Origin of the sequence: Rhizobium sp. CFBP 8762 (assembly GCF_014841565.1) — a bacterium.
In the GTDB taxonomy this organism is placed as follows: Bacteria; Pseudomonadota; Alphaproteobacteria; order Rhizobiales; family Rhizobiaceae; genus CFBP-8762.
Genome location: NZ_JACYUD010000001.1, coordinates 1,072,572 through 1,093,869, shown reverse-complemented (window position 1 = coordinate 1,093,869; position 21,298 = coordinate 1,072,572). Strand labels below are relative to the sequence as shown.

Sequence of the window (21,298 nt, the reverse complement as noted above, 5' to 3'; positions counted from 1 at the left end):
TTGGCCTACGGACAACTGATTACTCAGATTAGTTCGTGAACCACCTGCAAGCGCAGTGCGGTGAACCGCAAAATGCCTGCAAACCGCATCGTCAGCAGAATAAAACAAAACCGAAGCAGTAATGCACAAAACTCGCTCAAATTGCTGGGGGAGGTCAGATAATCTCCGATTTAAATCATTCCCACTCTAATATTTTTTCCACCCTAAGGAATTGATTTCCTTACAGAAAATTTCCTTTTCGGCTCCCAGCGCCGTGACCAGACCCGTCAGAATGTTAGCCTCTTGATTTTGCTGGTTTTTTTTGGAATTTCACAACAGAAAAAATTCTGTGAACTATCGGCATCTATCGGCCGTTTCGCGGTGAGGCGTAGACGACAAATGTCGAACCTTGCGCCCCGATAAAGTACCGTCAAAACCGGCAAAATCAATATACCCACCTCGATCCTGGATCGCCGGGATGGCGGGTTGGGACCGAGCACATTGCATGGACGACAAAGGTTGAGAGGGTGAAGACAGTTTCTCGGGAAGAGCTTTACGAGCAGGTTTGGTCCAAACCCATGACCAAAGTTGCCGCAGATTACGGTGTTACGGGTACGGCGTTGAAGAAGACCTGCGATCGCCACCACATTCCAACACCGGAACGTGGGTACTGGGCAAAGCTGGAATACGGCAAGCGGGTCACCAAGGAAGCACTACCGCCACTGACCGAACCAAACTTGGCAACGGTGAGGATATCAGGAAGTTCGGAGCAGCATCTGTCTCCGTCGGTCCGCGAAGCCAAGGAGAGAGCTAGAGATAGGCTCCACAAGCATGCCGCGGCTAAGCCGCTTTTGGTCCCTGCATCGGAACCGACGCGGACCATCGCTGAACCGCCGTGTCTCGCTGCCACAAGACGCGCGATATCGAAAGCGCGTCCTGACGACCAGGGATTCGCCGCGGTCCGGTCGAAAGGCGTTCTCTCGCTCAAAATTGCTCCGGCTTCCATTGAACGGGGAATTCGGGTCCTAAGCCAGTTGTTCGCTCTTGCGGAAACCCAAGGCCATTTGCCCAAGGCAACCGAGGACGGGTTGGTGCTCATTGTCGAGAATGAATCAATTGCGTTCGGCCTGGAGGAACAGCCTGAGAAGACCTTGCATCAACCAACACCTGCCGAGTTGAAGCAGCGTGATGAACGGATGCGCTGGGGCTACAGAACCGACCCGTGGCCCAAGTACGACCAAGTTCCATCCGGCCGGCTCGCCATCGTTATTCACGCCAACCCATATTCAGGTCTTCGCCGCACTTACTCAGACGGAAAGACACAAGCCCTGGAAAGCATGTTGCCGGACATATTGGCAGGTTTCGTCGGGCACGCCGCGTACATTAGTGAGCGCAGGAGAGAATCCGACGAGCGGGAACGCCTCCACCGAGAGGCCGAAGTTCGACGCCAGCGTGAAGAGGCGTTCAACAGCCGCGAGAAGCGCCGCATGGAGTTTGTGGACGCGGTTCATGAGCAACTGACCCAACGGGACAAGCTGACCGCGGTGCTGACACATCTCGAAAAGACGACGTCCGAGGATGCCGCAAGAGTGAGCGCAATGACGACTTGGGTCCGGCAGCGTCTGAAACAGATCGACGCCCTGATCAGTCCACATTTCCTCGATATTTCGGCACACTCATCCAAGGTCGACTTTGCCGAGCCAGATCGCGAAAAGGAGGACGATGGCGGCAGTGGCTACTACGGCTATTTTCCTCCCATAAGCCTTCAACTTTGGCTGATAGATGATGAACAGGAGTTGGCCACCACGTGCTCCCCGCTAGAATGGGCGAGCGCCGGGGCACTGGTTGATGAAGATCAGGCGGGTGACGCGTGATAGTCCGCATGAGTTAGAGGTAGCGACGAACGCATGGCATGGCTGGAATGGGGACACCCGGCAGACTTTTCGGTTTCGGTCGGTATCTTGCGACCGGCAGCCGGTTTGGCCAGTTCGTTCCCGATATTCCAGATTTTGCTGCGGTTGCCAAAAGTTGCGCGTTTATACTCGCCATTGCCTGCGAGACACGATCCCGACCACACTTAGGCGGGCCGGTCGGTCACTAGCGCGCCAGGGGAAAGATCAATCGCACGCCCGTGCTCTCCGGCTCGGCAAAAAAGGCAAGACCGGCCCTACTGCGTGGGTTAGGCAATGGAAATATTGATGCTCGTTCGGGCTGCAGCGCATTCATGACGTAAAGAATACGATATCGAAACCGCTTGTCCGCCTTGCATGACTCGGCATGCGCAATCTCGCTCGATCCAAGTTCGATGGTCTGCCTAGCCTGAGGCTCGATCAGTTTCGTTGCTTTCACCTCGAAAAACCAATGTGTTCCACCGTTCGCCACTTCAAAGTCATACCCCAGACCGTCATTGCCCTTCTCACCGCAGATGTGCTGCCGATAGCCGGATTTCCAGGCATTTTCGTCGACGACGCGTTTGGCACCAAAGCGTTGCTTCAGCCAGTTGAACGCGATGGCTTCGCCGAAGAATCCAATGACTTCGCGTTCGTCGTCGGAAAGCCTCGGCATTCCACCCCCGCCACCGCCGCCACCGCTCGACGTCCGGATCGCGATCGGGGTGCCGCGCGCCGTGCGCGTCGACGTCGCCAAGAGGGCCGCGTTCTGCGCAACCCGGCTCGCGATCTGGTTTGCGAGCGTGCCGAGCGTATCGACACCAACTGTGAAAACACCACCACTGTGCTCGATCGTTCGGCGGCGTGTTACCGCTGCGTTGCGGGCCGTCTGTTCGTCACGGGCGAACTTGGAGCGTTCCGCCTCGGATAGCCCAATGGCATCAAGCGACAGCGGCCAATTCAGCGGCCACATTCCACTGCGCGACATCCAGCCAAGTGCAGCAGCTTCTGTCAGCCTGTCAAAGTCCAGCCACCCTTCCAACGAGGCAGCCTTTACAAGATTGCCTTCGACATCGGCGAGTGAAAGCCATTGCTGGCGCAGCGGGCTCTCCTGTTCGAGCCGGATCAGCACGGCCTCGCGAAACCGCGAGGCCCAGAAGCGGAGTTGTCGCTGATTGTGTTCGCGGGCAGCATCTATCGCTTCACGGCCCTCGGGGAGGTCGGCGACCGAAACGACACCGTTTGCTGCCATCCAGCGATCGAGCCAGCCCTGCATCACATCTTGGTCGAGACTGATAGCGGTCCGACCGAAGTCCTCAGGAAGGGTCGGAAGCGCCGCGTCGCGGATTTGCACATACTTGCTGAGGTCGTCGCCGGAAGCGAACATCGGTCTGAACGACGCGCGCACGCTTTCACGGATGAACCTGTCTTTTCGGGTCAAGAAAGCCGACAGCGTCGCTTGATGTCGGTCCGTGAGATCGAGCGGTGTGTAGGGCGGTCCTAGACTTTCTAGCGCTGCGTTGAGCCGGGTGAGATTCACCTCGAGCGCGATCGCTACGGGTTCAATCTCCGCCGCCTCACGGCATCGATTGACCAAGCTGTCTGGCTCCACCGGCAACAGGTGCGCCAGTGCTGTCAGGGCGGCTCTGACGTCGTCTTCGCTATGGAGTCCACGACCGGTTACAAAATCGGCGGCAGCATCCTGCCCGGCAAACAGCGCGACGAATGGCCGTAGCGTCCTGAGCAGGTTGCCGATCGATGCGCGAGAAGCACCGAGGACGCGGCCGACAACCTCGACGGGCATATTCAGAACCGCAGCATAGTCCTCATGGCTTGAGGCGAGCGCATCTGGTCCCAACTGCGCAGCGAAGGCGAGAATGGGCTCGCCAATAAAGCGGCGACTGCCGAGCGCCTCTCCGAGGGGCTCGGCGATCGCGACAAGCAGCCGGCCGCTTTCCTTGAGCTCACTATGACAAAGCACCGTCTGCCCGTCGTCGTCTTTGTGAAGCACGGCGCGAGAGGCGAACATCGGGACGGGGTCCACTATCGTCCCTGCCCGGATCGAAAGGTCGTCCAGGAAGCGGATGCGCAGTTGGGAAAGTCGTTCGAGAACCTGTTCGATCGGTCCTCGATAAAGGCTGTTGCGATAACGCTGCGTGAGAACAACGATCTCTCGGATCACATCTCCCAGTATGTCTTCGATCAAGGGTTCGCCAGGGTTGAACCGGATTGGTTCGCCGCCAGACTCGAAGCTTGCCTGGATCGCCGAGGCCCGACGGACCCTATCTGGAAAGCGCGTCGCCAAATAGGCGCCCACCTCGCCAGCGCGATTCGGTGGCGGCTCGACAACGAGCGTTCCGGGGCCGAATTGTGCCGTCGCGGCAAAGAGTTGGCGGTCATCTCCATCTGAAACGACAATGCCTGGCGCGTTGGGTAGATCAGGCGATGCAACCGTCACGTCGCCGTTGACACGCCCCAGCAAACCAAGCTGCGCCGGTGGAGGTTGTTGGAGGTCCGCCTGCTGCCAAGCGTCCTGAGTAGCGGAATAGATCCGCTCCTTGTCGACCTGATGAGCGGCACGATCGATGAGAGCACCAGACACGGATAGAAAGCGCCATGCGCAGCTGCGATTGCCATATTCCGACAGTCCGGCGTCTCGCAGTTCGGCGGTCGCGAGTTCAGATCGGGACAAGACATCGCGAAGGTCGGGCGAGACGATTGGCAAGAAGGGCGGCGGCGTTCTTGTCTCGGTGCCGGGCAACCACGAGGCTTGCAGCCGCTCGAGACTTCCCTGCGACAGAGGAACCCATGCCACACCTCGCACAAAGGCAGCCAGCGGCGACGGCCATTGCCTGCGATCTGGTGCGTGCGGATGATCCGGTTTGAACACGGTCATACGGAGCACTTCCGGTGACCGCTCGATCATGCGAATGATCTCTCTCGCATAGTCCGGACCAGCAACCGGGGCCAACGCGTCAAAATCCAGTTGTCCTGGAGCGCGCATCGCACCGCTCGCGGTGTAGATCGTCTGCGGATTGGCTAGGTTGTTCCCCGGCCCCATCAGAGCTTTCCAGCATTCGGTCTGATCTTCGGGCAGGGCCGCACGGACAGCCAGCGTCGAGGCCAGCGCGTGCGGCCATGCGCGGGGAGTACTTCCCGACAGAGCTGGGACCGGCCGAAGCGTGTCGGACACGCCAGCCTTGCGCAGGAACGCTTCCCAGCCATCTCGATCTCCCGATGCGACCGGCCAGTCGGCATAGCGACGAAGGACCCGTTCTGCATGGCTATCCAACTCGGTGGAAATCCCGGCTACCCGGTCTAAGAGCCGTTCGAGCCCGCCGCCGCTCTTTCGTGCCCAGATGTCGCCGAGATAGGCAACATTTGCACGCGACCAACCTTGGCGCGTCGGAACATGCACGTTGAGCTCGGCCACGATTGCGTCTGCGGTATCCTCCCCGACCACGATCCGCATCATTGCGGTGAGGGCCTGCCACCGCAGACCATCGGGATCCCGCGTCTCCCCCGGCACCGAAATTGCATTCGCCAACAACCGAAGAATTTCGCGGCTTTCATATTCGCGCAGGAGCCCATTGCCCACGAAGAACCGGCGCGCCAAGCTGGTTCCGTCTCGGGAAAGCTCTAGGTCTGGATGCAAGTAGGCGATGCGGCGTTGAACGTTTCGGGGCAGGCTCTTCAAGGCTTCGGCGCTCTCGGCGTCGCGCAAGGGCGGCAGGAAGACCGCGCTCAGACGGCGCCGCTTGCCGCGGGCGCGTGCTGGCGCATCCGTGAGATCGAGCTCGCGCCGGGCGGTAAGCAGCAATCTGCGGCCATGCAACGCCTCACCCGTATCCTTGAAGAGCGCCCGAACGGAGGCATAGAACCGGTTCCACCGCTCGATCGACGTCTTCCGCCTGGCAAGATCAGCCGCGACTCCCTCCACGACTTCTGCCCGCTCCTCGTTTGTGCAGCGAAGCAGTCGTTTCCCGGCCAAGAATTGCTCGAGCAATCCAAGTCGATCCGCGTCGATGTATGGGTCCAGCAGAGGAAATGGCGCCGTTCTCGCCGCCAGGGGAGGAGTGATGAACTCGTCGGCGGGCCATGCCCTCGCATCGGCGAAAGATGCCCAGCCTTCTGGTGCGCGAGTGCTAGATACCGAAGGTAGAAGCGCATCACGAGACGAGAATATTTTCTCGCGGATCTCGTCTCGTTCCGACCCCTTCCACATCAGGAGATCCAGCACGACCTGCCGAGCCTGTGCGTGTGCAAGTTTCGTCTTCGCCAGTCGCGCCCCGGCAAGGGCTGCGTCGCGAGCGACGGCAAGGAACATCTGATTCAGCTCGACGCCGCTCTGGAGTGTCAGCCGGTTGAGGCTGGCGAGGAACGGCGCGTCGAGATATCCGGGGAAGGGTTTGCCCGCATCGGACCCCATGGGGAGAAAATTATAGAGCCGCCCATCCAACGGAGCTCCGTCGGCAGCAACGGCGACCGAGACGACGGCGTCGCCCGTCCACTTCAGCCAGGCTTCGGGCATCTTCTCGGCCATGACGTCTCGCTGGATAACGTCGATGACCGCAGCGTATGGAACAGTTCGTTCAACCACCGCATAGCTACGGTTACCGCAGGAGACGATCATGAGGCGGAGATCATGCTCGTCGTGGATAAACTGTGACGTCCGTGTCAGCGTGTTGAATACGGGATCGCAGCCGCGTCGTTCGACCGACAACGTGGTGACGCGCGTGAGAAAGAGCTGAACTGGAGGCCTTTCCTCCGCAAGATTGCCGAGCTGCGCGGCAACGGACTCCGCCGCCTCGGCGCTTTTGAAAGGCAGCCGCACGACGGTGGCGTAACCGTCCTTCGCCAGTTCCTCGACCGTAACGTTCGAGGCACTGGCGGGGCACCCGAGGTACACGCGCGGCATGCTCGCGATGACGAGCGCGGCGGTGTCGCCAAGCTGTTCGGCTTCAAGGAACCGTGTGAGCGTAGGATCATCCGCGAACTGAAAGCAGAAACCATCAAAATTAGGTGATTCAGGGCTCAGTCTTGAGAAGATTTCCGGATGGGCGCACACTTGAAAGACGCTGAGAAAGCCGACCCCTTTGTTCCCGATGGCCTCGTTCACGTCCTTGGTGGTTCGAGTGGGACTGCACAGTGCATCGAAGTTGTCGCGCGTGAAGCCGGCGCCATCATTGGCCACGTACAAGGTGCCGTGCGACTCCTCGCTCATATCCAAAACAAACTTTATCCGACCATCGCTTGATGTGCTCGGATGGGCGTCGTGAGCATTCTGGAGGAGTTCGATAATGACGCGGTCGCGATAGCTGTCCGACACGCGCTCGCACATGCCCTTCAGGTCCGGATAGACGGACAATGAGGGATCCGACAGAAAATGCTGGATACGGCGAAGCGTTTCGGCCCGGATATGCTCTGACGGTGATCGAACCATAGTGTTCTTGCTTGAATGATCCAGCATCTGCATTTCTTTCGACGTCGCTTATTGTGGCCATGTCGCTCAGCGACTCGGCGGATGCGGCGGTCCTTCTTTCATACGGAGCGGGCTTTTCCGATGGGACGGATAACCATTATCTACAACCGCTGGAGGACGTGGCGCGGGAATATGATGGCCCGCGATGTCGCCGCGAGCGACGCGTGCAGCCCGCCGACGCCTCACACCAAGTTCTCAACGGCGTTGAAGATCTCGATGGTTGCCTGGACCTCCGCATAGAGCTCTGCGTTGCTCTCGCCGGCGTCGATCTCGACGATCAGCGCAAAGCGAGCGGCAAGATCCTGCGGATCGGCAACGGTCTTGGTTTTCCACCAGCCGGCCACAGGATGCACCGCAAGGAGATTGCGACGCGCCAGATCGGATGCCGGGCACTCCAGTTCGTCGATGTGCAGCGATCCGACATCCCTGCGATTACGACCAAAGGTCCAGTTGTCGTCTTCATCCACAGCTGGACCATCCGGTTGTTCGGCCGCCTTGCTGATGCGTGCCAGGAATGCGGCCTGGTTCTCGTTCGGCCGGTTCAGCTTGAAGCGCAGATTGTGCGAGGCATATCGGAATTTCGAACCGCGCGCCGGCTCCGACGGGTTCGGCTCGATGAAGGTGCTGAGCGCAACGCGCAGTTTCACCGGGGCGTCAACCAGCTTCCGCAATTCTTCCACCGGCCAGGGCAGCTGAAACACTTTCATCTCGTTGTGGACATGCTGGGCCGACGGTTTGTCCGACTTCCGGTAAGGCTTGATCGTATCCTGCACGATAAGGGTCAGGGCATTGGAGGCGCTCCGGCGCGCGCGGTCGAGATCGGGAACGCCGTAGCCATAGCGTTTGAACAGCGGCGCATAGTCTCCCTTTGCCGGGTTGGCCGGGAGATGGCTCCTCATCTGAGGTGTCCAGCGGGCGGACGACACGAACAGGGCGCGGATGGTTTCCGGCCAGAGGCCGGGATAGTCCGACCAAATCTCGCTCACGGCGCGCGCGGCGAGCGCCGTGGCGCCGCTCGTCTCGCCTGTGGTCGTGAAGGCGCGCTGCGGGTACTGGTGATCGGTGGTAAGAAGCGACAACGCCGGGTGCTTCATCGGCGGGGGGGCGCCGTCCACCAGCCAGTTGCCGCCTTCTAATACCACGTCGGGCTTCAGCGGCCAGTGCGATGACCAGCTGGCCGTCCGCGAAGACGGGGCGAGGTCGCCAACTGGCGCCAGCGGCAAACCGACCTCTCCGGCTGGGAGCACATTCTTCTCGGTATAGGCTCCGACGCAGATCGCGTTCCAAGCGTGAGCGGGCGATTCCACCTCGTTGTCGGGAAGATCGCAAACCGACAGGTAATCGTTGTTGTCGAACTGGTTCTGGTTGGTGTTGCCGGCAGACACGAGGACCAGACGCTTGATCTTCTTGTCGCCGGACACGCCGGAGGCCAACTGGTCGACCTCGCTCGACCATGACGTGGGCGCCCCATCGTGCGGGCTATCGTCCTCTGTGGTGGTCGCCAGCGTGAACGTGCGTCGCCGGTCGCCGGTGATCTCAACGGCATTGATGCCCTTGCGCGTCACCGCGCCGAGAAGATGATGGGGATTGTGTCCGGCATCCGGAATGATCTTGGCGGATTCCAGCCGGTGCCGAATCTGAATCGGGTTCATCGTCTGCACTGCCGTTGTGAGGTCGCCGAAGAGGGCCAGGCCGGCGAGCTGGGTACCGTGGCCCACGGCATCTTCCAGCCCCCATGCCGGCTCTGCCGCGTGGCGGTCGGGGATGGCAAGAGCCGGCGCGATCAGCGGATGCGCCCTACTGACGCCGCGGTCGAGTAGGGTGATGTAACCGGGATCACCGCCGCCGTCGAACGTCGCCCTGCCGACGACGTCAGCCACCCATTCAACCTGCTCCTCAATTTCAAGCGCATCGAAGTAGTCCGCCGTGACGGTGGGAGCAGCCAGCGCACGAACACCTCCTAGCCGGCGCACTGCCAAGGCCAACGCGTCGCTTGTCGCCGTGCCGATGACGACGACGTCTTCGGGAAATTCAAGGCGATCGGCGCTGATGGCAACGCCATATTCGGGAGCGCCGGCAATGAAACCGGCCGCTGCCTCCTTGTCGAGCCAGATCTCCCAGGGCCGCGCGTCATTGCCCTCGGGAAACTTCTGATGGGGGCTACGCCACAGCGCCCGCAAGCCTGCTTCGACGATCGCGCCGATGCTCTGAACGAGATCGGCGTTGTAGGGCCGGCCTTCCGCTCCATCCTTCTTGATCCGGTTCTTCTCGCCAAAGTCAGTGACTTTCTGCCGAAGTTTGTCGATGCCATCTCCGGAGGCAAACACCGTCGCGCGCGCCGCCTGCTGCTCACCTGCTGCCGGCTGCACCTTGAGGAGCGTCAGGCCGCTGGCGTCGAGGCCGGACGTCACCATCACCTCTCCCGGCCGCCCCTCGACGTTAAGGTAGAGCCCGGGCCGGGCCTCGGCTGCTACGTTCGGGAGATGATCTAGCGCTTGGAGGAGAGCCTGAGCATGGGCGGCGCGGTTGGCGACGTCATTTGGTCTTTTTGGCGACCCGCCGCCCTTGGCCTTGAATACCTGGTTTTTTCCCAGACCTTGCAGAATAAAGTGTTCGCGATCCCTCGGCATCCCCGCCCATTCCCCCTATTCCATGCAACGAGCGGCGGCGATCCAGGGATGCGACGAGGGATGTTGTCTCGATGCTCTCCTTATGGGCCAATACCGCTCGTCTTGCTGCGTCCTCCGCGGCGGCGACGACATCGGCGGTCGACAATCCCTCGGCTTGGTGCGCGACGTTCGCCCAATCGACATCTTTGGCGTCGAAACCGGTCAACCGGCGGCGCAGCGCCTTTTCAATCGCCGCACCCTTGGGCATCTCGTAAGGCAGCACTAGGTCGAAGCGACGCAGCACTGCCCGGTCCAGAATTTCCGGAAGATTGGTGGTGGCGACAATGATCGACGGACCGGTGTCCTCATCAAGGAATTGCAGGAACGAGTTCAGGATGCGTCGCGCCTCACCTATATCGTTTTCAGAGCCCCTTGCTGCGGCAAGGGCGTCAATCTCGTCGAATAGGTACACGCCTCGCGTCGCGCGGACTGCATCAAAGATCATGCGCAGCTTCTGGGCAGTCTCGCCCATGAATTTTGTGATCAACCCATGCAGCAGCACGGTAAAAAGGGGGAACCGCAGCTCGCCAGCCAATGCAGCCGCACTCAAGGTCTTGCCGGTCCCTGGGGGGCCGGCGAACAGGAGCCGTCGACGAGGCCGCAATCCCTTTTCCTCCAGCCGCTCCCGCATGCGAGTTTCGGTGACGATATGTCTGAGCTCGTCCTCTAGGTGGAACGGCAGAATGACGTCATTGAGCCGCGTGGAGGGGTAGCTCGCATCAAGGAAACCAGCAAGATCACCGCGTGGCGCCGCCAATGGCGTGGGCTTTGCCGCGGCAGACCTAGGCGGCGTCCGCGTAACCTCTGCCCATTGTCGCAACTGCTCGGCAAGTCTTGTATGCCCTTTCTGGTCTTCAGCAGCAGCAAGCTGCATGGCGAGATCGAAGAAGCGTTCTTCGTCGCCTTCAGCATGACTCTTGACGAGCCCTATCAGTTGCTGTGCCGATGCCATGTTACTGCGACTTTCACTGCCCCGAGTCGATTTGCGTAGATACTACCGACGATGACTTTATATCTATGAAACGTTAATGGAAGAGAGCGATGCCCTGTTATGGCGATGTTCAACCACATTTGTCGACCTTCATACGCCGCTCCCATCCGCGGCTGCATCGACCTGCCTACGGTTGAGCGCCGCCTTTGGAAAATCATGATATCAGAAATGACAACAGCGGCGCGCCAAACCGCCGAAACTGCCCCATGGCCGCCGACTGTCCTCCCGGCCGGCCCACTCGATTGTTCAAACAACATATAACCAATTGAAATTGCTCGTAAATTTTTTATGGCGGCGAGAATATTCCGACACCGAGGCCGTCAAAAAGATACGCTTTTGATTTTAAAGGGAAAATCGCCGAAAAAATATTTTTGAGGTTTCGCCGACTATCGGAGTCAATCGGTTGATTTTAGACCTCAGCACGCCCAGCGTCGCAACGGGCTGTGCCTCGAAAAGTACCGTCAGCGAACCATATCACGCATCGTGGGCGTATGCCATCCTATGGCGCGACCGGCTCTATGCGAACCATCCAGGCTGGCCTTGAGGCACAGCGTTGCTGGTTGAAAATGATCAGGCCAACTGGATCATCGGCAAAGACCAATACAGGCGCGGCTCAGGATACGGGAGAGCAATTGGCCAACGGGGTGGCAAGTTCTAGCCGAGAACTACATGGCGTTGAAGTCGGGCGTTAGAACGATGCGCCATCCGGATCGACGACATCCGGGTCATCCTGTGCCGTCTTCCCCTTAGCCTTTTGTCTGCGCAGTGTGGTCGCAAAAGACCGCCCGCGACGGGGTTGGCGGGCGGCGGTCAACGCCAGCCCAAGATCATCCTTGCGGATATCGATCAGGTCCGCCAACCGATCCACTATACCAAGCACAACCAGGATATCCGCGAGCGTGCCGATCCCGACACCGAGATCTCCCTTTTCCAAACGCGCTACGCTGCTCGGCGACGTGCCCGCGCGCACTGCCAGATCAGCCACGGTGATGCCGCGCCGCAAGCGAGCGCCGCGGACATCGCGTCCAAGCCTTTCGACGGCGACCCTTGATTTCGGCGATCCCATGACAATCAACCATATATGGTTAGTTTGAAGCGTTAACGTGTCATATATGATGATTTTTTATGTTCAGCAAGCGTTGGATGTCGAGCCTTGCCAGTGCTTAACCGATCGCGCCAGCCTCCCCGACAAAGCGTCTACGAAGCCGGCGAATTCCGGACTAGATCCGTGTAGATCAGACTAAACCAGCTTTACTAAAGCTTGCATCGGTGAAATAGTTCACGCTGTTCGCGTCGAGCGGAGAAAGGGTGCGCCTCATGTCCGATCGCTGGATGTCCGTCGAAGAGATCGCCGGCTATCTGGGAGTCAGCAAAGACACGGTTTACGGATGGATAACCAAGAGAGATATGCCGGCTCATAAGGTCGGAAGGCTTTGGAAGTTCAAGTCGGATGAGGTTGATTCATGGGTAAGGGCTGGCAAAGCTTCCGAAGAGGGTAATGAGCATACGGTGAGCAATCCACAGAGCAGCAAAGGGCCCGCAAAGAGGGGTAAGAAATGAGCGATATCGCCTGCATTGATCTGTTCTGCGGCGCGGGCGGCTTGACGCATGGCCTCATCCGGGCAGGTGTCCCAGTTGTTGCAGGCATTGATGTCGATACGGCATGCCGCTATCCATTCGAGACCAACAATGGCGCACTCTTTCTTACCAAAGATATCAAAAGCGTAAAGCCAGCGGAGTTGAACAAGCTGTACGGCGACGCGAAGATTCGGATCCTGGCAGGGTGCGCTCCATGTCAGCCGTTCTCCACGTACTCCCAGCGCTATGACACGCTCACCAGCCCGCGCTGGCCCCTCCTGTATCAGTTCGCGCGCCTCGTCAAATCCGTTCGCCCGGACATCGTGACCATGGAGAACGTACCCCTAGTCGAGAAACATGCCGTCTTCGACGACTTCGTCGCCACCCTTGAGCGACTGGGTTATAAAGTCTGGAAGAACGTCGTCGATTGCACCCAATATGGGTTGCCTCAGACCAGACGGCGTATGGTCATTTTGGCGAGCTTGATCGGCCCGATCGAGTTGATCTCGCCGACCCATAAAAAGCCGCGAACCGTCAAAGACATGATCGGGAAGCTGCCCGCCATCGGGGCGGGAAGCTTCCACGGCGATGACACCTTCCATGTCTCTTCCAGACTTTCAGATTTGAACCTGGAGCGTATTCGCGCTTCCCGCCCTGGCGGGACTTGGCGCGATTGGCCCGAGCGCCTGGTCGCCGAATGCCATAAACGAGAAACCGGACGCACTTATCCGGGCGTCTATGGACGGATGACCTGGGAAGACCCGTCTCCGACGATCACCACACAATTCTATGGCTTCGGCAATGGCCGCTTCGGTCATCCCGATCAGGACCGAGCGATCTCGTTACGAGAAGGAGCCATTCTGCAAGGGTTTCCGAAGAAATACGCCTTCGTGGGGGATGGTGGCTCAACCCATTTCAAGACGTTAGGCCGGATGATCGGCAACGCCGTGCCCGTCGCCCTCGGCGAGGCGATTGGGCGAAGCATCGTGTCTCACCTCGGCATTGCAGCGCAGTCGGAGCAACTGAAGAAGGGAGGCGCCGCGGATGTCGCGCGTAAGCCCCTCGTCGCATGAGGCGAGCCTCCGCATGGCTCGGGTGCGGCAGAAGGGTACCGACGCCGAACTCTTTCTGCGCAGGGAACTGCACGCTAGAGGGTTGCGCTATCGTCTGCATGTCCCCCTGCTGACCAAGCCGCGCCGCGTGGCTGACATCGTGTTTCCCCGTGCCAAAGTCGCCATCTTTGTCGACGGTTGCTTCTGGCACGGTTGCCCGCAACACGCCTCATGGCCAAAAAGCAACGCGCAATTTTGGCGTGATAAAATCGAAGCAAATCGCGCGCGAGACGCTGATACCGACCAGCGCCTCAGTGCTTTGGGCTGGCGTGTCATCCGCGTCTGGGCGCATGAGCGCGCCGGCGAAGCAGCCGAACGCATCGGAAACGTTGTTCGAGGCGGGAGCGAGCTTCAATGATCGGTAGAGATGCGAGCAGTGCGGCAACTCAGATCGCCCATCATACCGTTCCCGAGTGCGGTCAGTTGGTTGAAGCTCGTCGACGGCAATGGATCGTGTCGGAGGTCGACGGTGGCTCGACAGCGCCCGGCCTACCGCAAAACCACCTCATCCGTTTGACGTCGATCGACGAAGACGCCCTCGGCGAGGAAATCGAAGTCCTTTGGGAGTTGGAGCCCGGTGCTCACGTCATAGAGCGAGCAGGTTTGCCGCGCATCACCGGCTTGGATGATCCAGCCGCCCTACAAGCGTTTCTTGATGCAGTCCGATGGGGAGCCGCCACCAACGCGGACAGGGCCTATCTCCAGGCGCCTTTTCGCAGCGGCGTCAGCATTGAAGACTTCCAGCTCGACCCATTGGTTCGAGCTATCGATATGGCCCGCATCAGCCTGCTCATCGCGGATGACGTCGGCCTCGGAAAGACGATCGAAGCCGGCTTGGTGATCCAGGAAATGCTCCTGCGCCATCGTGCCCGCACGGTGTTGGTGTTGTGTCCAGCGTCCCTACAGGAGAAGTGGCGCACGGAGATGCAGGAGAAATTCGGCCTCGATTTCCGCATCGTCGATACCGAGTTCGTCAAGCGCTTGCGCCGTGAACGTGGCTTGCACGCCAATCCGTGGACCTCTTTTCCTCTCCTCATCACGTCGATGGATTGGGTGAAGCAGGGCGAAGGGCTGCGCCTGTTCCGAGATGCGCTGCCACCCACTGTCAATCATCCTCGAAAATTCGATCTGCTGGTCATCGACGAAGCGCACAACGTAGCGCCCACGGTTGGACACTACGCGGTCGAAAGCCTCCGAACCAGGCTGGTGCGACTGCTCGCTCCGCATTTTCAGCACAAACTGTTTCTCACCGCCACGCCCCATGACGGCTACACCGAGTCGTTCACCGCTCTGCTCGAACTGCTCGATGACCAACGCTTCGCCCGAAACGTCCTGCCGAGTGAGGCCCAGCGTGCTCGGGTTATGGTGCGGCGGCTGAAGAGCGACCTGGTGGATGCGAACGGCAAGCGGCTTTACCCGGTGCGGCGTCTCGAAGGTCTCCCCATCAAATATGAAAATGACGAAAGGCATATCCGGCATCTTCTCGGCGATTACATATCGTCGCGAGAGAGTGGCGAGGGCAGCGCACGAGCTGTCGATCGGTTCGTTCACCAATTGCTTCGCAAGCGCCTCGCGTCGTCGCCCGCCGCATTCGCAGCGACACTGGAAAAACACATAGCGACGACCGAAGGCCGTTCGTCGGCCGACCAGACCCGGCGCAAGCTGGACGATCGCATCCTTCGCCGCGCCATATCGAAGACTGAGGAAGACTATGCCGACGACGCATTGCGCGAGGCGGCGGAATACGACGCGCTCAGTGAAGCCGGCAAACACATCCGGCCGCCCGGTGAGCAAGAGCGGCGGATGCTGGAACGCCTGCGCTCTTGGGCGCAGCAAGCATCACGCAAGGCGGATTCCAAGGCGCACGCGATATTGGAATGGCTGACCGAGCACCTCCAGGAGGGCGGTAAATGGACGAATGAGCGGGTCATCCTATTCACCGAATACCGAACAACGCAGCAGTGGATGCAAGAGACGCTCGTGTCGCACGGCTTCGGTGGCGACCGGCTGGCGCTCATCTATGGTGGCATGGATCACGACGAACGTGAGGCTGTGAAGGCGGCGTTCCAGGCCAGCCCTTCGGAATCGCCGGTCAGAATTCTGTTGGCGACCGACGCGGCATCCGAAGGCATCGACCTTCAGAACCACTGTCACCTGATGATCCATCTGGAAATTCCGTATAATCCCAATGTGATGGAGCAGCGGAACGGGCGCATCGACCGTCACGGCCAACGCTCCGGCGAGGTGGTGATCTGGCATCCAGTCGATGACGAAGGCGATCACGGACAGGACATCCTGCGAGCGCTTCGGAAACTCGAAGCCATGCGGGCCGACATGGGGAGCGTCAATCCGGTCATCGCCCCGCAGCTCCCGGACCTCATCGAGGGGCGCCGGCGCGACCTGGATACCCGGCTGGCCGAAGCCCGCATGGAAAAATCGCGGCGCTTCGTCAGGGCCGAGCGCGATGTCCGGGATCGGGTCGCAAAGCTGCACGAACGCCTCGCAGAGACCAAGCGCGAGCAAAATCTCACGCCCGATCACATCGAACGGGCGGTGAGAGCGGCTCTGCGTATTTCGGACAAACCGGACCTCGGGGCCGCGTCTCTGCCCTGTGCTCCAGACGGGGCCGTTTTCACCATGCCGGCGCTGTCCGGTTCATGGACGCGGTGCCTGGAGGGGCTGGAGCATCCCTACACCAAGAAAGTCCGCCCCATCACGTTCGACCACGACGTGGCAAAGGGGCGCGATGACGTCGTTCTGGTGCATCTCAATCATCCCCTCGTCCAGATGAGCCTGCGCCTGTTGCGCGCCGAAATCTGGGCGCGGGACGACGTGAAGAAGATCCACCGCGTCTCCGCCCGTTCCTTACCCGATGGTCAGCTCGAAGGCCCCGCCGTCATCGTAGTTTCTCGACTGGTCATCACTGGTGGTAGCCATCACCGACTGCACGAGGAACTCACCGAGGCCGGCGGTTATCTGCGTGATGCTGGCTTTCGCCGCGAAGACCGCGTGACGGAGGTACGACGATGGCTTGAAGATTCCGCTCCGGCCGTCCTGCCCGATACGACCTTCGCTGCGCTGCGCACCCGCTTCGACAAACAGCGCGACTCGGTGTTGGGAGCGGTCGATGCGCGCTCCAAGGACCGCCTGCGCTTCCTGTCCAATTCGATCGACACGCGTAAAGAACGGGAGATCGACGACATCCGGCAGGTCCTCGACGATCTCGACAAGGCTTTGCGGGCCGAACTCGTCGCCGACCGAGAGCCGCAACAGCTCTCGCTCTTCTCCGAGGACGAGCGCACTCAGCTCCGAAGGGATCATGCCGCCCTCGAAGCGCGGCTCGCCCGTATTCCGCTGGAACGGGAGCAAGAGGTGCGTGCCATCGAGAACAGGTATTCCAATGTCCGGGATCACACCTTTCCCGTCGCTGTCATCCTGCTCGTGCCCCAGTCCTTGACGAAGGGGAAGCCTTAATGAGCACCAACCAAGAATGGCTCAACCTCATTGAGGTCTCGGGACCGTTCCTTGCAGTGCCCGTGCTGCGGGAGGTGCTTCCCCAAGGATTGGAAGCCCTGACCTCCGGCCGCCCGCAGCGGCTGCGCGCCGCCTATGACGAATGGCGTGATGCCGTCGATGCGGACGATGTCGACCTACCCGCTATTCATACGGCCTGGATCGACGAGGTTCTCCAGACCGCTTTGGAGGTGGACGATCAAGTTTTGCGTCGGGCAGCTACTTTGCCGACGTCGCTGACGATATCGCTGCCCGAGCACGGCGCCACGATCACGCCCGACTTAGCGATCGTTAATCCGACCCAGGGCGACGCCGCCCTATTGCTCGTCCAGACCTACGATCCCGACACCGATCTCGACACCACCCGGAACTACGGCGGGCTGGTCACCACACCGGGCGACCGCATGGTGGCGCTGCTCCGCGCCGTCGGATGCCCGGTCGGTCTCATTACCAACGGCGAACGCTGGATGCTGCTTCACGCACCAGCCGGCACGGTCACGAGTTTCGCCAGTTGGTATGCCCGTCTTTGGGGCCAGGAGCCTGAAACGCTCCGCGCTTTCGTCAGCCTGCTCGGGGTTCGTCGCTTTTTCGGGCCCGAAGCTGAAAGGCTGCCGGTGCTGTTCGAGCGGTCGCTTAAGCATCAGGATGACGTGACCGAGGCGCTCGGCGAACAGGTCCGTCGCGCCGTGGAAGTGCTGATCCAATCCCTCGACCGCGCTGACCAGGATCGCAACAGGGATCTGTTGCACGACGTCGATCCGAAGGAACTCTACGAGGCCGGCCTCACAGTCATGATGCGGCTGGTGTTCCTGCTGGCAGCGGAAGAGCGCGGCCTGCTCCTGCTCGGCGATCCCCGCTACGACGCCTTCTATGCGCTCTCCAGCCTGCGTATGCAGTTGCGCGCCGATACCGAGGAGATACTCGAGCGCCGCCGCTCGGCATGGTCGCGGCTGCTCGCCCTGTTCCGTGGAGTCTATGGCGGCATCGACCATCCTCTGCTGCGGCTGCCGGCGATGGGCGGCTCGCTCTTCGACCCGGATCGCTATCCCTTCCTCGAAGGCCGCAAAAGGGGCACGAACTGGCGGAGCGATCCCGCCGAGCCCCTGCCGATCGACGACCGCACGGTCCTACTTCTGCTGGAGGCTATCCAGACCTTCGAGGGGCGCACGCTGTCCTATCGTGCGCTCGACGTGGAGCAGATCGGTCACGTTTATGAGGGTCTCCTCGAACGCATGGTCCAGCGGGTCGATGACGTGACGCTCGAACTCGAAGGATCGGCCAAGGCCAAGAATGCCCGCGTCTCGCTCGGCGAATTAGAGTCCGCGCACCTCGACGGCGCCGCTAAGGTCGTCGACCTTCTTAAGGAACGGAGCGAGCGTTCCGAGTCCGCCATCCGCAACGCCATCGGCCGAGAACCGGACGAGCGCGTGACGGCGCGGCTGCTCACCGTCTGCCGTGGCGACGTGGCCTTGCGTGATCGCATCCTGCGCTATGCCGAGCTCCTACGGACGGACCCGTGGGGATACCCTCTGGTCCATCACGCTGGCGCTTTCGTCGTCGTCCTCGGCGCCGACCGGCGCGAGAGTGGAACGCACTACACGCCCAAAAGCCTGACCGAGAAGATTGTCGAGGAGACGCTGGTCCCGATCGTCTACGGCGGTCCAGCCGAAGGAGCCGCACGCGCGGATTGGAAGCTCAAGAGCGCCCAAGACCTCCTCGACCTCAAGGTCTGCGATCCCGCGATGGGATCGGGCGCGTTCCTCGTGCAGGCTTGCCGCTGGCTCGCCGACCGGCTGGTGGAAGCCTGGTCTGATATGGAAGCGGCGGGCAGCCAGATCGACGCTGAAGGTATCATCCGCACCGCCGATGACCCGGCCGGATTCGAGCCGCTGTCGCGCGCTACCGAAGAGCGCGCCATCCTCGCGCGCCGTCTGATCGCCGAGCGTTGCCTCTACGGCGTAGACAAGAACCCGCTCGCTGTTGAACTCGCCAAGCTGTCGCTCTGGCTGACCACGCTCGCTAAGGGGCGGCCTTTCGGTTTCCTTGATCACAACCTGCGGAGCGGCGACAGCCTTCTCGGCATCCACGATCTTGACCAACTCATCAACTTAGACATGAAGACGAAGGGCAACGCGCAGCTTCGCCTTTTCGGCCGGACCATCCGGTCGGCCGTCGATAAGGCGCTCGTGCTCCGCGGCCAGCTTCGCTCAATACCCATTCGCGACATCCGCGACGTCGAGGCGATGGTCGCGCTCGACGCTCAATCGCGCAACGAATTGGCTCTACCAGAGCTGATCGCTGATGCCCACGTTGGCATCGCCCTCGCCAATGACCGGGCCGTGAGAACTACGGCGCTGGCGACCATGGCCGATGAGGCCGCAGGCGGTGATGCGAATGCACGGGCTCGCCTGTTGCAGCAGGCAAAGATCGATCTCGTGAATGATTCTCCAGACGGGGCTGTACGACGCCCTTTTCACTGGCCGCTCGAATTCCCGGAAGTATTTCTACGGGAGCCCGGTGGTTTTGATGCCTTCATCGGTAATCCGCCGTTCCTCGGCGGGAAAAGGATCACCGGCGTAGCTGGCACCGTATATCGAAATTGGCTCGTGGAGCATATTGCCGAGAGGCGCAGTGGGTCAGCTGACCTGGTGGCGTACTTTTTCCTACGCGCTTATTCACTGTTACGCGTCGGAGGCGGTTTCGGGCTCCTTGCGGTCAACACCATCGCGGAGGGTGATACGCGACAGGTTGGTTTGGAGGCTATGATCCGCACGGATGCTGTCATCCATGCCGCCTATCCGAACGAGCCTTGGCCTGGAAAGGCGGCAGTCGTCACCAGTAGGGTGCATATCCACAAGGGCGAATGGCGGGGGACGCGCACGTTACATGGGCGACCAGCTTCCTTCATTTCGGCCTTTTTATCCGATCGCGAGGAGTGGAGTCCACAGCGGCTAAAAGCTAGCGAGGGCGTTAGCTATCAAGGCTCAGTCGTTGTCGGCATGGGCTTCGTACTTTCGCCCGACGAAGCAGAGAGGATGCTGAACGCCGACCCTAAAAATGCTGATGTAGTCCTGCCTTATCTCGACGGAGACGATCTCAAATCAGGTCCAGAGCAGCGCCCCACGCGATGGGTCATCAGCTTTTGGGACTGGTCGGAGGAGCGCGCGCATCAATATGAGTTGCCGTGGCAATGGATCGAAGATCGGGTAAGACCAGAACGTCAACGCCTCAATCAGAAAGGTGAGTTCGTCCTTCGCAAACCGCTACCCCAGCGATGGTGGCACTTCGGTGATAAGCGCCCCGGTCTCTATCATGCGGTCGGTCGCGGTCACCATTTCGACCAACATCCAACGGGCTGGAATTCACAAGCAAAGCCGCTCCAACTCGTCCTCGTGGCGGGACGTGTTGGCAAATATTTCAATCCATCGGTGGTGCCAAATGACGTTATCTTCCACGAAAAGTGCGTAGTCTTCTCCGTGGCAGAACCCTACGCGCTCGCGGCAATCTTCAATTCATCCCCAGTGGATGCTTGGGTTTGGAAACAGTCTTCCCGGATGAAGCTTGACCTAAATTTCTCACCGTCCGACGCGGTCGAGACCTTTCCTTTCTTGGAGCCCTCCGAAATCATTCGTTTCGAAGGACTCGGCCGTGAATACCTCCAATCGCGTCACGAACTGATGACCGATCCGGCCAAACCCATCGGTCTCACAAAGCTCTATAACCGTTTCCACGACGCAGCCGACACCGATTGCGTCATAGAGCGTCTTCGTGAGCAGCACCGCGAAATCGACGCAGCAGTCATACGTGCCTACGGATGGGACGATATAGACCTCGGGCATGGCTATCACGAACAGCCAAATCTCGCTGAGAATGATCGCGTAAGGTTCACCATCTCCGATGCCGCTCGCGCAGAGGTGCTATATCGCTTCGCAGATATGAACCGTAATCAATATCAAAAAGAAATCGAAGCGGGACTTCACAAGACAACCACGAACCAAAAGTCCGGTAAGAAACGACCCGGCAATGACGTTGGTGATCTCTTTAATGCCGACATCACCGAGATGGAGATGATTGATGATTGATCG

Annotated in this window: 10 protein-coding genes; 6 read left to right on the top strand and 4 right to left on the bottom strand. The window is 60.2% G+C overall.

Annotation, left to right across the window (positions count from 1 at the left end):
* The first annotated feature begins 557 nt into the window (after nt 1-557).
* A complete protein-coding gene (locus tag IFT84_RS05195; RefSeq protein WP_192117525.1) occupies nt 558-1,853 on the top strand; it encodes a hypothetical protein in 1,296 nt (431 codons plus the stop codon).
* Between the two features lie 223 nt (nt 1,854-2,076).
* Here IFT84_RS05195 and IFT84_RS05190 read toward each other — a convergent pair whose 3' ends face one another.
* The 4 genes from IFT84_RS05190 to IFT84_RS05175 all read right to left on the bottom strand — a co-directional run bounded on the left by IFT84_RS05190 (nt 2,077) and on the right by IFT84_RS05175 (nt 12,076).
* The gene (locus IFT84_RS05190; protein ID WP_192117524.1) at nt 2,077-7,338 is read right to left on the bottom strand and encodes a sacsin N-terminal ATP-binding-like domain-containing protein; all 5,262 of its coding nucleotides are present in this window, start codon (nt 7,336-7,338) and stop codon (nt 2,077-2,079) included.
* Nucleotides 7,339-7,532: 194 nt separating this feature from the next.
* A complete protein-coding gene (locus IFT84_RS05185) occupies nt 7,533-9,764 on the bottom strand; it encodes a S8 family peptidase (protein WP_192117523.1) in 2,232 nt (743 codons plus the stop codon).
* Between the two features lie 121 nt (nt 9,765-9,885).
* Complete coding sequence (locus IFT84_RS05180) at nt 9,886-10,971, bottom strand: AAA family ATPase (RefSeq protein WP_192117522.1); 1,086 nt, start codon at nt 10,969-10,971, stop codon at nt 9,886-9,888.
* A gap of 727 nt (nt 10,972-11,698) precedes the next feature.
* Nucleotides 11,699-12,076, bottom strand: a complete 378-nt coding sequence (locus IFT84_RS05175) for a helix-turn-helix domain-containing protein (RefSeq protein ID WP_192117521.1) — start codon at nt 12,074-12,076, stop codon at nt 11,699-11,701.
* Nucleotides 12,077-12,327: 251 nt separating this feature from the next.
* On the opposite strand from IFT84_RS05175, the gene mads1 reads away from it, so the two are divergent.
* Genes mads1 through IFT84_RS05150 form a run of 5 tightly spaced genes read left to right on the top strand, consistent with a single transcriptional unit; the run spans nt 12,328 to nt 21,295 of the window.
* Nucleotides 12,328-12,570 carry a methylation-associated defense system helix-turn-helix domain-containing protein MAD1 gene (mads1, locus tag IFT84_RS05170; RefSeq protein ID WP_192117520.1) on the top strand — a complete coding sequence of 81 codons (243 nt, stop codon included), beginning with the start codon at nt 12,328-12,330 and terminating at the stop codon, nt 12,568-12,570.
* Complete coding sequence (locus IFT84_RS05165) at nt 12,567-13,661, top strand: DNA cytosine methyltransferase (RefSeq protein WP_192117519.1); 1,095 nt, start codon at nt 12,567-12,569, stop codon at nt 13,659-13,661. Before mads1 ends, IFT84_RS05165 begins: the two co-directional genes overlap by 4 nt.
* Complete coding sequence (locus IFT84_RS05160) at nt 13,633-14,058, top strand: very short patch repair endonuclease (RefSeq protein ID WP_197975432.1); 426 nt, start codon at nt 13,633-13,635, stop codon at nt 14,056-14,058. The genes IFT84_RS05165 and IFT84_RS05160 overlap by 29 nt, the downstream gene beginning before the upstream one ends.
* Nucleotides 14,055-17,174, top strand: coding sequence for a DISARM system SNF2-like helicase DrmD (gene drmD, locus IFT84_RS05155; RefSeq protein ID WP_192117517.1), 3,120 nt, complete (start codon nt 14,055-14,057; stop codon nt 17,172-17,174). Before IFT84_RS05160 ends, drmD begins: the two co-directional genes overlap by 4 nt.
* A complete protein-coding gene (locus tag IFT84_RS05150; protein WP_192117516.1) occupies nt 17,174-21,295 on the top strand; it encodes an Eco57I restriction-modification methylase domain-containing protein in 4,122 nt (1,373 codons plus the stop codon). The genes drmD and IFT84_RS05150 overlap by 1 nt, the downstream gene beginning before the upstream one ends.
* Nucleotides 21,296-21,298: the final 3 nt, after the last annotated feature.